Source organism: Oryzomicrobium sp., from assembly GCF_036820405.1.
Classification (GTDB): Bacteria; Pseudomonadota; Gammaproteobacteria; order Burkholderiales; family Rhodocyclaceae; genus Oryzomicrobium.
In genome coordinates this window covers 106,640-121,301 of the sequence record NZ_DAISLS010000015.1, presented here as the reverse complement: position 1 = coordinate 121,301, position 14,662 = coordinate 106,640, and the positions used below count along the sequence as shown (strand labels likewise).

The window sequence follows — 14,662 nt, the reverse complement described above, 5'->3', positions numbered from 1 at the left end:
CCCCCAGGCCCCCCCAACCGCCAGCCGCACGAAGACGCCTCCCGCCAGGCGCTCTATCCCTGCTGTGCCGACACGGCAGGCACTTCAACCTAGAACCGCCCCTCTCCGCAGAGCGCCTCCGCTCAGACAACTGAATCGCCCCGGAATCTGTAGACACCTTTGAGCCTTAAACTTGAGGCAATAGGGAGGTGTCATGAGCAGCAAGCGTTACACGGAAGAGTTCAAAGTCGAAGCGGTCAAGCAGGTCACTGAGCGGAGCCATCCGGTGGCCGAGGTAGCGAGCCGGATTGGAGTGTCACAGCACAGCTTGTATGCGTGGCTGAAGCAGTACAGCCTGCCGGCGGAAGCACGGCAAGAACAGCAGAGCCAGTCCGTCGAGATCCGGCGGCTGAAGGCCGAGTTGAAGCGCGTCACCGAGGAGCGCGATATCTTAAAAAAGGCCGCAGCGTACTTTGCCAAGGAGTCCCGGTAAGGTACGCCTTCATCAAGAGCGAAGAAGAACGGCATTCTGTGCGGCGGCTTTGCCAGATGGTGAAAGTCCATCCCAGCGGCTACTACGCCTGGCGAGCCGAGCCGCTTTCCGAACGGGGCAAGGCTGATCAGCGCCTCTCCGGCCTGATCAAGCAATCCTGGCTGGAGAGCGGTGGCGTCTATGGCTACCGCAAGATCACCGAGGATCTGCGTGACCTGGGCGAGCGCTACGGCAAGCATCGCGTCTATCGGCTGATGCGGGCCGAAGGACTACGCTCCCAGACCGGCTACCGTCGTCGCCAAAGCCGCTACGGCAAGCCGGCCGTGGTGGCGCCGAATCGGCTGGAACAGCAGTTCGACGTTCAGGCGCCCAACCAGGTCTGGGTCACCGACATCACCTATATCCGGACCCATGAGGGCTGGCTCTACCTGGCCGTCGTGCTCGATCTGTTTTCGCGGCAGGTGGTTGGCTGGTCGATGCAATCCCGCATGGCAACCGATCTGGCTCTCAACGCACTATTGATGGCCGTCTGGCGCCGGCAGCCCAAATCGGCGGTGACCATCCACTCCGACCAGGGCCGCCAGTTCAGCAGTCATGAATGGCTGGCGTTCCTGAAGGCCCATAACCTGGTGGCCAGCATGAGCCGGCGCGGCAACTGCTACGACAACGCTGTGGCCGAGAGCTTTTTCCAGCTTCTCAAGCGGGAGCGGATTCGTCGGAAGATCTACGCTGATCGCGAGGAAGCCCGGCGGGATGTCTTTGATTACATCGAGCTCTTCTACAACCCGAAGCGCCGCCACGGTTACACCGGCGGCTTGGCCCCAGTCGAGTTCGAGAAGCAGTATTTCAACCGGCTCCAGAGTGTCTACTGAAGCCGGGGCGATTCAAACAACAGAATTTGTGGCCAAAGAAGCGGGTTCGCCCTTCCCCTGAACACTCCCGACTCGCCGCAACGCCTGGCGCCAGTGCTTCGTCTTTTCCAGGCGTTTGGCGGGGGCGGTGCACCTCCAGGTAATGTGGAAGGCGCCAACGCCCTGCTGCCGTGCGCAAGCGCCCCGCATTAAATGAGTAACGGGCGCTGAAAGCAATCCACCAATCCTGCCTTTGGACACGTCGATGCCTGCATTTCCTGTTGAGAACATCTCCGGCAGACGATAAGTGGCTCGTTTGCCATCGGCATCCGATGCGTCAATTGCCAGATGCTATGGGTGCTTTCAAGGGGGCTCATGATTCCTTTATAATCCCGTGGTTTTGTGTCTTTCATTTCCATTAGGGACCAGCGTATGAGCAACGAGCAGAAAGTGGACTGCGGAAGGCGGCGGCTAGTCGTCACGACCGCGGCCGTGGGCGGGGTAGGGGCGTTGACGGCGCTCGTGCCGTTCGTCTCCAGCATGCTCCCCTCCGAGCGTGCCAAAGCGGCCGGTGCGCCTGTCGAGGTGGACATCGGCAAGCTTGAGCCGGGTCAGATGATGACCGTGGAGTGGCGCGGCAAGCCGGTGTGGATCATCAACCGCACCAAGGACATGCTCGACACCCTGCCGAAGCTCGACGAAGCGGTCAGCGATCCCAAGTCCGACAAGCCCCAGCAGCCGACCTACTGCCAGAACGAAACCCGTTCGATCAAGCCGGAGTTCCTGGTGGCCGTGGGCATCTGTACCCACCTGGGCTGTTCTCCTTCCTCCAAGTTCAAGCACGGCGGCGAAGAAGGCATGGGCGCCGATTGGCTGGGCGGCTTCCTGTGCCCCTGCCACGGTTCCACCTTCGACCTGGCCGGCCGCGTGTTCAAGAACAAGCCTGCGCCGGACAACCTGGTGGTGCCGCCGCACATGTACCTGTCCGATACCCGCCTGATTATCGGCAAAGACGAGAAGGGGGCATAAGCCATGGGTGCCAACACCAACTTCGAAAAATACAAGTCCGACGGCTCCGTGGGCGGCAACGTCCTGGAGTGGGTCGATGCGCGCTTCCCCCTGACCTCCATGTGGAAGGCGCACCTGTCCGAGTACTACGCGCCCAAGAACTTCAACTTCTGGTACTTCTTCGGCTCCCTGGCCCTGCTGGTGCTGGTGATCCAGATCGTCACCGGCATCTTCCTGGTGATGCACTACAAGCCGGACGCCTCCCTCAACGTCAACGGCATCCCCGTGGCGTTCGCCTCAGTCGAGTACATCATGCGCGATGTGCCCTGGGGCTGGCTGATCCGCTACATGCACTCCACCGGTGCGTCGGCCTTCTTCATCGTCGTCTACATGCACATGTTCCGCGGCCTGCTCTACGGTTCCTACCGGCAGCCCCGCGAACTGATCTGGGTGTTCGGCGTGCTGATCTTCCTGTGCCTGATGGCCGAGGCCTTCATGGGCTATCTGCTGCCTTGGGGCCAGATGTCCTTCTGGGGCGCCCAGGTGATCGTGAACCTGTTCTCCGCCATCCCGCTGATCGGCGAGCCGCTGTCCGTGTGGATCCGCGGTGACTTCGTGGTGGGCGATGCGACCCTGAACCGCTTCTTCTCCTTCCACGTGATCGCCGTGCCCCTGGTGCTGATCGGCCTCGTCGCCGCCCACATCCTGGCCCTGCACGAAGTGGGTTCCAACAACCCGGACGGTGTGGAGATCAAGAAGCACAAGGACGCCAACGGCATCCCCCTCGACGGCATCCCCTTCCACCCGTACTACACGGTGAAGGACATCGTCGGCGTGGTGGTCTTCCTGATGGTCTTCTCCTGCGTGGTGTTCTTCGCCCCCGAAGGCGGCGGCTACTTCCTGGAGTTCAACAACTTCATCCCGGCCGACCCGCTGAAGACCCCGCCGCACATCGCTCCGGTCTGGTACTTCACCCCGTTCTACTCCCTGCTGCGTGCCATGGTGTGGCCGTTCTTCGGTCTCGACGCCAAGTTCTGGGGCGTGGTGGCGATGGGCCTGGGTGTGGTCATCCTGGCCTTCCTGCCCTGGCTCGACCGCAGCCCGGTGAAGTCGATCCGCTATCGCGGCCCGATCTTCAAGACCCTGCTGATCCTGTTCGTGATCGCCTTCGGCATTCTCGGCTTCCTCGGCACCCAGCCGCCGTCCTATGCCTTCTTCGGCGTGATCCCGGGCGCTCCTGTGGCCCAGATCCTCACGGTGTACTACTTCATGTTCTTCATCACCATGCCCTGGTGGTCGAAGATCGACAAGTACAGCCCCGAGCCCGACCGCGTGACGATGTAACCGGGATGCAGACCATGAAAAAACTTCTTACCGCACTGCTTTTCGCACCCTTCCTGGCTTTCGCCAACGGTGCCGAACTCCACCTCGACAAGGCCCCGGACGTCCAGGGCGACAAGGCTGCGTTGCAGAACGGCGCCAAGCTGTTCGTCAACTACTGCCTGAACTGCCATGGCGCGTCCTACGTCCGCTACAACCGGCTGACCGAACTGGGCCTGACCGAGGACCAGATCAAGGACAACCTGATGTTCACCGCCGAGAAGATCGGTGAGCCGATGCGCGTCGCCATCCGTTCGGACGAAGCCAAGAAGTGGTTTGGCGCCACGCCTCCGGACCTGTCCGTGATCGCCCGTTCCCGCGCTTCCGAGTTCGGTTCCGGCGCCGACTGGCTGTACACCTACCTGCGTTCCTTCTACCGTGACGAGAACCGTCCGACCGGCTGGAACAACGTGGTGTTCGAAAACGTCGGCATGCCGCACATCCTGTACGAACTGCAAGGCGTACAGAAGCTGAACGCCGAGCACAAGCTGGAGCTGGTTACCCCGGGCAAACTGTCCGCCGCCGAGTACGACAAGCAGGTCGCCGACCTGGTCGGCTTCCTGGTCTGGATCGGCGAACCCCAGGCCGGGTTCCGCAAGAGCCTGGGCCTGGGCGTGCTGGCCTTCCTGGCTGTGCTCTTCGTCCTGGCCTACGCGCTCAAGCGTGAGTACTGGAAAGACGTGCACTAAGCTGTAACAGGCACAACCGGGAACGGCTGCCGTTCCCGGTCTCCGGCATCGGCGGTGGTGGCAATCCTAGGGTTGCCGAACCGTCGGTGCCGTTTCCGTTTTGACGGGGGTGGCCCGCGACGCCACCGTCCCGGGTATTTGACGATCGCCCGGTCCGCCTTGTGCGGCCGGCCCAGAATAGCGAGGGCTTGAACCATGATGAACCTTTATTCGGGAACCACCTGCCCCTTCAGCCACCGTTGCCGGATCGTGCTGTACGAAAAGGGCATGGATTTCCAGGTCATCGACGTAGACCTGTTCAACAAGCCGGAAGACATCGCCGTGATCAACCCCTACGGCCGCGTCCCGGTGCTCGTCGAGCGTGATCTGATCCTCTACGAGCCGAACATCATCAACGAGTACATCGACGAGCGCTTCCCGCATCCGCAGCTGATGCCGGCGGACCCGATCCAGCGCGCCCGTTCCCGCCAGTTGCTGTCCGGCATGGAGCGCGAAATCTTCGTGCACATGGAAGTGTTGGAAAAGACCAACGCCAAGGCCGCCGAGAAGGACAAGGCCCGGGCCGAGATCCGCAACCGCCTGACCGAGCTGGCCCCCATGTTCACCAAGCAGAAGTTCATGCTCGGGGACGACTTCTCCATGCTCGACGTGGCCGTGGCCCCCCTGCTGTGGCGCCTCGACCACTACGGCATCGAACTGGGCAAGACCGCCGCCCCGCTGATGAAGTACGCCGAGCGCATCTTCAGCCGCCAGGGCTTCATCGATGCCCTGACCCCGCCTGAAAAGGTGATGCGCAAGTAAGGGCACGGGACCGCGCGAGCGGTTCCCGGGGCGGAATGCGGTTCCGCCCCCGAGGAGACAGCAATGCAAGACGATCAATACGACAACGAGCAGGGCAGCGAACTGCCCTCCACCAAGCCCTACCTGCTGCGCGCCCTGTTCGAATGGTGCTGCGACAACGGCTTCACGCCCTACATCGCGGTGATGGTGGATGGCCGCAGCCGGGTACCCCGGGAATTCGTGCGCGACGGCCAGATCGTGCTCAACGTCAGCCCCGACGCCACCAACCGGTTGCAGATGGGTAACGACCTGATCACCTTCCAGGCCCGTTTCGGCGGTGTCGCCCGGGACATCTCGGTGGCCGTGGAGTGCGTGGCCGCCATCTACGCCCGGGAAAACGGCGCCGGCATGGCCTTCGAAGTGGAAGCGCTGGACGAGGCCGCCGCCCTGGAGCCGGTTGACGCCCCCGAAGCTGCGGCCGCGCCGGCCGAACCGCCCCCCGAGGCACCGGCGCCCAAGCCCGGTCGCCCGCACCTGCAACGGGTCAAGTGACCCGCGGCCCCAAAGGGGCCAGCTGCACCAACATGATGCGCCCCGTGCCCTAGGCCGGGGCGTTTTTTCGTCTTGTGCGCGCAAAAACAAGCATTTGCGGGATGGCACGGCAGTTGCTGCGGGCCGGGCAGGAGACTGCCATGACCCACGAAACCCGATCCACCTGCTGCTACTGCGGTGTCGGCTGCGGCGTTCTGATCGCGCACGACCAGGACCGCATCACCGGCGTGCGGGGCGACCCCGACCACCCCGCCAACTTCGGCCGGCTGTGCACCAAGGGCGCCAGCCTGCACCTGACGGCCCGACCGGACACCCGGCTGCTCCACCCGGAATTGCGCCAGCGCGGCGCCGATGGCCGGCGCACCGGGGCTCGGCAGGCCGGTTGGGACGAGGCCCTGGACCACACCGCCAGCCGCTTCGCCGAGATCATCCGCCGCCACGGCCCGGACAGCGTGGCCTTCTACCTCTCCGGCCAGTTGCTCACCGAGGACTACTACGTCTTCAACAAGCTGGCCAAGGCCCTGATCGGCACCAACAACGTCGATACCAACTCGCGCCTGTGCATGTCCTCGGCAGCGGCAGGCTACAAGCTCACCCTGGGGGTGGATGCGCCCCCGTGCAGCTACGAGGACCTGGGACTGGCCGATTGCCTGTTCATCGCCGGCGCCAACCCGGCGGTGGCCCACCCCATCCTCTACCGGCGCATCGAGGACGCCCGGGCGGCCAATCCGGCTCTCAAGGTGATCGTTGCCGACCCCCGGCGCAGCGAGACCGCCGCCCAGGCCGACCTGCACCTGGCCCTCAAGCCCGGCACCGACATCGCGCTCTACCACGGCATGCTGCATGTGATGATCGCGGAAGGATTGTTGGACGAGGCCTACATCGAATCCCACACCGAAGGCTTCGATGCCCTGGGCAAGATCGTCCGCGAATACGCCCCGGACACCGCCGCCGCCATCACCGGGGTGCCCGCCGCCGACATCGTCACCGCCGCCCGCTGGTTCGCCCGGGCCGGTGCCGCCCTGTCCCTCTACTGCCAGGGCCTCAACCAGTCGGCCCACGGCAGCCACAACAACGCCGCCCTGATCCACCTGCACCTGGCCACCGGCCAGATCGGCCGGGCCGGTGCCGGTCCGTTTTCCCTCACCGGCCAGCCCAACGCCATGGGGGGGCGTGAAGTGGGGGGCATGGCCCACCTGCTGCCGGGGCACCGGGACGTGGCCGACCCGGACCACCGGGCCGAGATCGCCAGATTCTGGGGCGTGCCCTGGCTGTCGCCCAGGCCGGGGCTGAAGGCCATCGACCTGTTCGCCGGGCTGAAGAGCGGGCAGGTCAAGGCGGTGTGGATCGCCTGCACCAACCCGGCCCAGTCCCTGCCGCACCAGGCCGAGGTGCGCCAGGCCCTGGCCGCCGCCGAGCTGGTGGTGGTCCAGGAAGCCTTCGCCGACGCCGAGACCCTGGCCTACGCCGACGTAGCCCTGCCGGCCGCCACCTGGGGCGAGAAGGAGGGCACCGTGACCAACTCCGAGCGGCGCATCAGCCGGGTGCGTGCCGCCGTGGCGCCGGCCGGCGAGGCCCGGGCCGACTGGGCCATCGCCTGCGACTTCGCCCGGCGCCTGGGGCGGGAGCTGGGGCTGCAGTCGGCCGAAACCCTGTTCGCCTACCCGGACCCGGAAGCCATCTTCAACGAGCACAGGCAGACCACCGTCGGGCGGGATCTGGACATCGGCGGCCTGAGCTACGACCGCCTGGAATCTGCGGGCCCCCAGCAGTGGCCCTGCCGGGCCGGCGATAGCAGCGGCACCGCCCGGCTGTACACCGACGGCTGTTTCCAGACGCCCAGCGGCCGCGCCCGCTTCGTCCCCTGCCGCCACGAGGCTACGGCGGACCGTACCGACGCCGCCTTTCCCTTCGCCCTCATCTCCGGCCGGCTGCGCGACCAGTGGCACGGCATGACCCGCACCGGCACCGTGCCGCGCCTCTTCAACCAGGAGGACGAAGCCCTGCTGCGCCTCCATCCCGGCGACCTGCTCAAAGTCGGTGTGGCCGACGGCGGCCTGGCCCGGGTGGCCAACGGCCGGGGCAGTATCGTCGTGCGGGTCCGGGGCGACGACGGCCTACGCCCCGGCACCGCCTGGCTACCCATGCACTGGGGCGAGCGCTTCATGGCCGGCGCCGGGGCCAACGCCCTGACCCCGGCCAGCGTCGATCCCATTTCCGGCCAGCCCGAACTCAAGCACGCCGCGGTGCGCATCGAAGCCGCCCAACTGCCCTGGCCCCTGGCGGCGATCCAGCGCGTCGAGGACGGGCAGGCCGCCGCCGCCATGGCCCGGGCCCGCGCCTGGCTGGGGCGCTTCCCCTACGCCAGCGTGGCCTTCCACGGCGGCAAGCGCCCGGTGGTGGTGCTGCGCGCCGCCCTGGCAGGGCCGGCGGAGGCCGGCCTGCTTGCCGAGCTCGACCGGGATTTCGGCCTGGAGCGGCCCGGCGGGCTGTCCTACGCCGATCCGGCCCGGGGTGTGGCCAAGCGGGCCGCCCTGGCGGACGGAGAGCTGGTGGCGATCCGCCTGGCCGGCGAGACCCTGGCCAGCGCCTGGTTGCCCGAAGCCCTGGCCGGCAGCGGCCTGGCCGCTTCCCGGCTGCGTTTCGCCCTGGCCCCCATCGCCAGCCCGCCGGCAGACCTGGGACCGCCCCGGGAGATCGTCTGCAAGTGCGCCGACGTGGACCGCCAGACCCTGGCGGCGGCCTTCGCCGCCGGCGAGAGCGTGGATGACGTGCGGGAACGGCTAAAATGCGGAGGCTACTGCGGCGGCTGCGTGCCCGATCTGCGCCGCCTGCATGGCGCCATCCAGACGTCGGCCCAGGCCGCCTGACCCATACGTAAAACGAGGAGACGCCATGAATTTCGCCCAGTTCATCAAGGAAATCGGCCGGGGGACCGAGGGCGCCAAGGATCTGACCCGGGAAGAGGCGCGCCAGCTCTACGGCGCCATGCTCGACGGCGGCGTGCCCGACCTGGAACTGGGGGCGATCCTGATCGCGCTGCGCATGAAGGGCGAGACCAACGACGAAATGGCCGGATTCCTGGCCGCCGCCCAGGAGCGGCTCCAGGCCCTGCACGTCCCCGCCGGGCGCATCCGCCCGGTGGTCATTCCCAGCTACAACGGGGCGCGCAAGGGGGCCAACCTGACGCCCCTGCTGGCCCTGCTGCTGGCCCGCTTCGGCGTGCCGGTGGTGGTGCACGGCGTGCTCGAAGGCTATTCCCGGGTCACCACCGGCCATGTCTTCCGCGAACTGGGCATCATGCCCTCCACCACCCTGGTCCAGGCCCAGCTGGCCCTGGACGAACGCCAGCTGGCCTTCGCCCCGGTGGCCCTGTTCTCCCCCGGCCTGGCCAACCTGCTGTCGGCCCGGGGCCGCCTGGGGCTGCGCAACAGCGCCCACAGCCTGGTGAAGATGCTCGACCCCTTCCGTGGCAAGGGCGTCCTGCTGGCGGCCGCCACCCACCCGCCCTACATGGACATGATGCGCGAGGTGATCCTGAGCTTCGACAACCGGGCCCTGCTGCTGCGCGCCACCGAGGGGGAGGCCTTCGCCAACCCCAAGCGCCGCCCGCGCATCGAGTACCTGCACGACGGGGTTTGCGACACCTTGTTCGAGGCCGAGCACGAGAGCCTCAAGTCCCTGCCCCAGTTGCCCGAGGCGGCGGACGCCAAGACCACCGCCCAGTGGATTCGCCACACCCTGGACGAGCACGGGCCGGTGCCCCTGCCCATCCTGCACCAGCTGGCCTGCTGCCTCTACGCCAGCGGCTACGCCGAGGACTTCAACCAAGCCAAGGCCATCGTCGCCGTGGAAGGGCTGCCGGCGGCCCACTGACCGGCGGGGCAATGTATTAATAAAATTAATACATCGGGCTGTTGGAAAAACGAAGGTCCGCGCCAGTCGCGGAGTTTTCCCATGGCCCGGGATCAATATATGAAAAAAATTAATGAATCGGCGGCAAGCCGGCCATGGATCGGCCGCCGTCAGGATTCATGGGCTTCCCCGGGGGGCGCCGCCGGGGCCGGGTGGTAGGCGCGCAGGTCGTTGCGCCCGGCCTGCTTGGCCTGGTACATGGCGGCGTCGGCGTGGCAGAGCAGTTCTTCCGCGTCCTGGCCATCCTCGGGGAACAGGGCCATGCCGACGCTGGCGGTGACGCTCATGGCCGCCGCCCCGAGCTGGAAGGGCTCGGAAAAGGATTGCAGGATCTTTTCCGCCACCACCCGCACGTCCTCTTCCCCGTCCACCTCGGGCAATAGCACCACGAATTCGTCGCCGCCGAAGCGGCACACCGTGTCCATCTGGCGCAGGCAGGCGGTCAGGCGCACCGCCGATTCCTTGAGCACCGCGTCGCCGGCAGCGTGGCCCAGCCGGTCGTTCACCGCCTTGAAGCGGTCCAGGTCGATGAACAGGAATCCCACCTGGCGGTGCATGCGCCCGGCCATCACCAGGGCCTGCTCGGCCCGGTCGATGAACACCGGCCGGGTCGGCAGCCCGGTCAGGCTGTCGTACTTGGCGGCCCGTTCGAGCAACTCCTGCAAGGCCTTGCGCTCGGAAATGTCCCGGGCCTGGATTAGCAGCAGGGGGCGCCCGCCCAGGCGCACCGTGCTCGAACGCACCTCCACCGGAAATTCCTCGCCGCCGGCCCGGCGGTAGCGGGCCTCGGCAGTGGTGGTGCCGTCCTCGGCCGGCGGCGTCCCGTCCGGCTCGGGCGGGCAACTGGCGCTCACCTCGATCCTGTCCATGTTGCAGCCGATCAGCTCTTCGCGCCGGTAGCCCAGGCTGGTGCAGGCCTGGCGGTTGGCCTCGACGATCCGCCCGACCTCGTCGAGCACCAGCAGGGTGTCGGCGCCGTGCTCGACGAGGTGGTGGAAGCGTTCCTCGCTGGCGGCCAGTTCCTCGCTCTGCCGTTCCATCTGGCGCAGCTGGCGGTTGATGACCGAGAGCAGCCCGGCGAACAGGCCGATGCTGACGGCGGCGGTGAGGCCGATCCGCCAGGCGTTGAGGCGCCAGGGGCTGAGCAGTTCGTGCAGGTCCAGGGAGACGGTGCTGATCACCGGGAAGCGCTCGCCGACGCGGAAGCTGACCAGCCGGGGGCGGTCGTCGATGTTGCTGACGGCCTCGTAGGTGCCCTGGCGCTTGGGCATGTCGATCTGGGTGAACAGCTCGGTATGGCGGAAGTCCCGGGCGAAGGCCGATTCGACCCGGGGGCTGCGCACCAGCAGGCGGCCGTCCTGGCGGAAGAGCAGGGCGGAGCTGTCTTTCTGGGGCAGCACGGAGGTGAAAAAGGTCTCGAAATAGCTGATGTCGATGGCGGCGACGATCACGCCGAGGAACTTGCCGCCGCCGTCCTCCAGCCGGCGGCTCAGGGCGATCTGCCAGCGCTGGCTTATGCGCCCGGTGAAGGCTGTGGAGATGTACAGGCCCGTGTCCCGGCGCGTTGCCTGGGCGAGGAAGTAGTCCCGGTCGCTGACGTTGATCCGGGTGCCGGGAACGGGGCCGGAATAGGCGATCAGGTCGCCGTGGTCGTTGGTGACGAACAGGGCGGTGATGCTGGGCACGCCGGCCCGGTGGTCGCGCAGGGATTCCTCCAGCCGCTGGGGAGAATTCAGGGCGCTGGCGTCCCGGCCCTGGCGGTACAGGCTGTCCCGGGCGCCTTTCAGGGTCAGGTCCACCGCTTCCAGAGTCAGCTCGATCTGTTCGCCCAGGGCCAGGTTCACCACCTCGGCGGTCCGCCGTCCGGCCTCCAGGGTCTCCATGCGCAGGGACACCAGGGTATAGACGGCCAGGGCCAGGGCGGCGAGCAGCAACAGGCCACCCATCCCCCACAAGGTGTGGCGGGGATGTTCTCCCTGGCGCAAACCGCACCTGCCGATGCGGCAGGCTGCATCGGCAGGTGCGGAAGAGGGGAGCGGGTCGGGGGGCCGGTCGGGCGCGGTGTTCATAAGAATAGAGTCCCTCTTTTCTCTTTCTAGTTCATTGCCATGGGCCTTGCCGCACCGTTTGTCACGCGGTGGGGATGGTTCGTCCGAATGGGCGGCGGGTACAGGCGGGATCAGCAGGGAATGCACCGCCGTGGTGCGCCGGGACGGCCCGGGGCCGGCATCCGTCCCGGCCCTGGTGCGGAGAACGGCGGGCCGCGATGGCCAGGGCGCGGCAGCGGCCGCCCTGGGCCGGGCGACGCGCGCCGGGGCCGGGGTTGGCACGGCGGTTGCTCAATCGGAATCAGCAGCCCACTCGCGATCAACGGCGACCGCGACGTCCTACCGACGTGACATCGACGTCATGTGCTGAAACGCCTTTTCCCGTTTCAACCGCTCCCGCCCTCCGCGGCGGAGCCCGCACACCAGGAGTCGCCGCCATGAACGCGCCCATCCCGTCGTCCGCCGCCACTTCCGTTTCCACGGCTTCCTCCGCTTCCGCTTCCCCCATCGCCGGCGCGGCCACCAAGCCCCGCCTGGTCATGGTCGGCAACGGCATGGCCGGCTGCCGCACCTTGGAAGAGCTGCTCAAGATCGCCCCGGACCACTACGACATCACAGTGTTCGGCGCCGAGCCCCACCCCAACTACAACCGCATCCTGCTCTCACCGGTGCTGGCCGGGGAGATGAAGCTCGACGAGATCATCCTCAACGACTTGGCCTGGTACGCCGACAACGGTATCGCCCTGCACGTGAACAAGAAGGTGGTGCGGATCGACCGGGCCAAGCGCCTGGTGATCGCCGAGGACGGCACCGTCGCCCCCTACGACCGGCTGCTGCTGGCCACCGGCTCAACCCCCTTCATCCTGCCGGTGCCGGGCAACGAGTTGGACGGGGTGATCGCCTACCGGGACATCGCCGACACCGACGCCATGATCGAAGCGGCCAAGACCCGCCGCCACGCGGTGGTCATCGGCGGCGGCCTGCTCGGCCTGGAGGCGGCCAACGGCCTCAAGCTGCGCGGCATGGACGTGACCGTGGTGCACCTCGGCCCCTGGCTGCTGGAACGCCAGCTCGACGAGGTGGCCGGGCACATGCTGCAACAGTCCCTCGAAGAGCGCGGCCTGAAGTTCCTCATCCCGGCCCAGACCGAGGCCCTGATCGCCGACGAGGCCGGCACCCGGGTGCGTGCCATCCGCTTCAAGGACGGCCTGGAGATTCCCGCCGACCTGGTGGTGATGGCCGTGGGCATCCGCCCCAACACCGCCCTGGCCGAATCCGCCGGCATCCACTGCAACCGGGGGATCGTCGTTTCCGACACCTTGCAGACCTTCGACCCGCGCATCTACGCCGTGGGCGAGTGCGTCAGCCACCGCGGCATCGCCTACGGCCTGGTGGCCCCCCTGTTCGAGCAGGCCAAGGTGTGCGCCAACCACCTGGCCCACTACGGCATCGGCCGCTACCAGGGCTCGGTCACCTCCACCAAGCTCAAGGTCACCGGCATCGACCTGTTTTCCGCCGGCGACTTCATGGGCGGCGAGGGCTCCGAGGAAATCGTCCTGCACGACCCGGCCGGCGGCGTCTACAAGAAGCTGGTGCTCAAGGACAACAAGCTGGTGGGTGGCGTGATGTACGGCGACACCGCCGACGGCCCCTGGTACTTCCAGTTGCTCAAGGACGGCCGCGACGTGCACGAGCAGCGCGACCGGCTGATCTTCGGCCAGTCCCTGGCCGGCGACGCGGGCCACCAGGGCCAGAACAGCGCCGCGGCCATGGCCGACGACGCCGAGGTGTGCGGCTGCAACGGCATCACCAAGGGCACCATCGTCAAGGCCATCAAGGAGAAGGGCCTGTTCACCCTGGACGAGGTGCGCAAATGCACCAAGGCCTCGGGCTCCTGCGGCTCCTGCACCGGCCTGGTGGAACAGATCATCGCCTCCACCATCGGCGGCGCCTATACCCCGGCGGCCTCCGACAAAAAGCCCATCTGCCACTGCACCGACCACGGTCACGAGGCGGTGCGCCGGGCGATCCGCGAGCAGCACCTGACCAGCGGTGCCGCCGTCCGCCACTTTTTGGAGTGGAAGACCCCGGACGGCTGCGAGAAGTGCCGCCCGGCCCTCAACTACTACCTGATCTCCACCTGGCCCCATGAGGCCGAGGACGATCCCCAGAGCCGCTTCATCAACGAGCGGGCCCACGCCAACATCCAGAAGGACGGCACCTACTCGGTGGTGCCGCGCATGTGGGGCGGCCTGACCACCCCGGCCGAGCTGCGCGCCATCGCCGACGCGGCGGAAAAGTACGACGTGCCCACCCTCAAGGTCACCGGCGGCCAGCGCATCGACCTGCTCGGGGTGAAGAAGGGCGACCTGCCGAAAATGTGGGCCGACTTCGCCGCCGCCGGCATGGTCTCGGGCCACGCCTACGGCAAGTCGATCCGCACCGTGAAGACCTGCGTCGGCTCCGAACACTGCCGCTTCGGCACCCAGAAGTCGATGGACATGGGGGTCAAGCTCGAACGCATGCTGTTCGGCATGTGGAGCCCGCACAAGGTCAAGCTGGCCGTCTCCGGCTGCCCGCGCAACTGCGCCGAGGCCGGCATCAAGGACGTGGGCGTGATCGGCGTCGATTCAGGCTACGAGCTGTACGTGGCCGGCAACGGCGGCATCAAGACCGAGGTGGCCGAGTTCCTGGTCAAGGTGAAGAGCGACGAGGAGGTCAAGGAATACGCCGGCGCCTTCCTCCAACTCTACCGGGAAGAGGGCTTCTACCTGGAGCGCACCGTCCATTACGTGCGGCGGGTCGGCTTGGACTACGTCAAGCGCCGCGTCGTCGAGGACGGCGAAGGCCGCCGCCAGCTCTACGCCCGCCTCATCGACGCCCTCAAGGATCTGCCCGACCCCTGGCTGGAACGGGTGCAGGGTGCCGAGCGGCACGAATTTTCCACCATCGAGGTTTGAGGAAAAC

10 protein-coding genes are annotated in these 14,662 nt (G+C 67.0%); 9 read left to right on the top strand and 1 reads right to left on the bottom strand.

Translation table 11 applies throughout. The features are described from left to right. Nucleotides 1-193: 193 nt before the first annotated feature. The 8 genes from V7Z98_RS15495 to ybiB all read left to right on the top strand — a co-directional run bounded on the left by V7Z98_RS15495 (nt 194) and on the right by ybiB (nt 9,608). Nucleotides 194-1,344 (top strand): IS3 family transposase gene (locus V7Z98_RS15495; protein ID WP_334158977.1). Its coding sequence is split into 2 segments (ribosomal slippage): nt 194-440 and nt 440-1,344, totalling 1,152 coding nucleotides; the frame shifts between segments, so codons are not numbered across the junction. 411 nt (nt 1,345-1,755) lie between these two features. Beyond that, nucleotides 1,756-2,352 carry a ubiquinol-cytochrome c reductase iron-sulfur subunit gene (gene petA / locus V7Z98_RS15490; protein ID WP_293265205.1) on the top strand — a complete coding sequence of 199 codons (597 nt, stop codon included), beginning with the start codon at nt 1,756-1,758 and terminating at the stop codon, nt 2,350-2,352. Nucleotides 2,353-2,355: 3 nt separating this feature from the next. Continuing rightward, nucleotides 2,356-3,675, top strand: coding sequence for a cytochrome b (locus V7Z98_RS15485; protein WP_334158976.1), 1,320 nt, complete (start codon nt 2,356-2,358; stop codon nt 3,673-3,675). Between the two features lie 14 nt (nt 3,676-3,689). After that, entirely contained in the window at nt 3,690-4,400 is a 711-nt protein-coding gene (locus V7Z98_RS15480; protein ID WP_334158974.1) for a cytochrome c1, read from the top strand. A 195-nt stretch (nt 4,401-4,595) separates the two neighbouring features. Continuing rightward, the gene (locus V7Z98_RS15475; RefSeq protein WP_334158972.1) at nt 4,596-5,201 is read left to right on the top strand and encodes a glutathione S-transferase N-terminal domain-containing protein; all 606 of its coding nucleotides are present in this window, start codon (nt 4,596-4,598) and stop codon (nt 5,199-5,201) included. Nucleotides 5,202-5,264: 63 nt separating this feature from the next. Beyond that, entirely contained in the window at nt 5,265-5,732 is a 468-nt protein-coding gene (locus V7Z98_RS15470) for a ClpXP protease specificity-enhancing factor (RefSeq protein WP_293265201.1), read from the top strand. Between the two features lie 140 nt (nt 5,733-5,872). Continuing rightward, a complete protein-coding gene (locus tag V7Z98_RS15465) occupies nt 5,873-8,602 on the top strand; it encodes a nitrate reductase (RefSeq protein ID WP_334158971.1) in 2,730 nt (909 codons plus the stop codon). A 25-nt stretch (nt 8,603-8,627) separates the two neighbouring features. Then, on the top strand, nt 8,628-9,608 hold the full coding sequence (gene ybiB / locus V7Z98_RS15460) for a DNA-binding protein YbiB (protein WP_293265199.1): 981 nt from the start codon (nt 8,628-8,630) through the stop codon (nt 9,606-9,608). A 149-nt stretch (nt 9,609-9,757) separates the two neighbouring features. On the opposite strand, the gene V7Z98_RS15455 is transcribed toward ybiB, so the two are convergent. Next, nucleotides 9,758-11,632 carry a sensor domain-containing diguanylate cyclase gene (locus V7Z98_RS15455; RefSeq protein WP_334158970.1) on the bottom strand — a complete coding sequence of 625 codons (1,875 nt, stop codon included), beginning with the start codon at nt 11,630-11,632 and terminating at the stop codon, nt 9,758-9,760. A gap of 602 nt (nt 11,633-12,234) precedes the next feature. On the opposite strand from V7Z98_RS15455, the gene nirB reads away from it, so the two are divergent. Continuing rightward, nucleotides 12,235-14,655: a nitrite reductase large subunit NirB gene (gene nirB / locus V7Z98_RS15450; protein WP_334158983.1), complete on the top strand. Its 2,421-nt coding sequence runs from the start codon at nt 12,235-12,237 to the stop codon at nt 14,653-14,655. Nucleotides 14,656-14,662: the final 7 nt, after the last annotated feature.

Coding starts and splice junctions, on each gene's coding strand:
- petA (WP_293265205.1), top strand. CDS start 1,756: ATGAGCAACGAGCAGAAAGTGGACTGCGGAAGGCGGCGGCTAGTCGTC.
- V7Z98_RS15485 (WP_334158976.1), top strand. CDS start 2,356: ATGGGTGCCAACACCAACTTCGAAAAATACAAGTCCGACGGCTCCGTG.
- V7Z98_RS15480 (WP_334158974.1), top strand. CDS start 3,690: ATGAAAAAACTTCTTACCGCACTGCTTTTCGCACCCTTCCTGGCTTTC.
- V7Z98_RS15475 (WP_334158972.1), top strand. CDS start 4,596: ATGATGAACCTTTATTCGGGAACCACCTGCCCCTTCAGCCACCGTTGC.
- V7Z98_RS15470 (WP_293265201.1), top strand. CDS start 5,265: ATGCAAGACGATCAATACGACAACGAGCAGGGCAGCGAACTGCCCTCC.
- V7Z98_RS15465 (WP_334158971.1), top strand. CDS start 5,873: ATGACCCACGAAACCCGATCCACCTGCTGCTACTGCGGTGTCGGCTGC.
- ybiB (WP_293265199.1), top strand. CDS start 8,628: ATGAATTTCGCCCAGTTCATCAAGGAAATCGGCCGGGGGACCGAGGGC.
- nirB (WP_334158983.1), top strand. CDS start 12,235: ATGGTCGGCAACGGCATGGCCGGCTGCCGCACCTTGGAAGAGCTGCTC.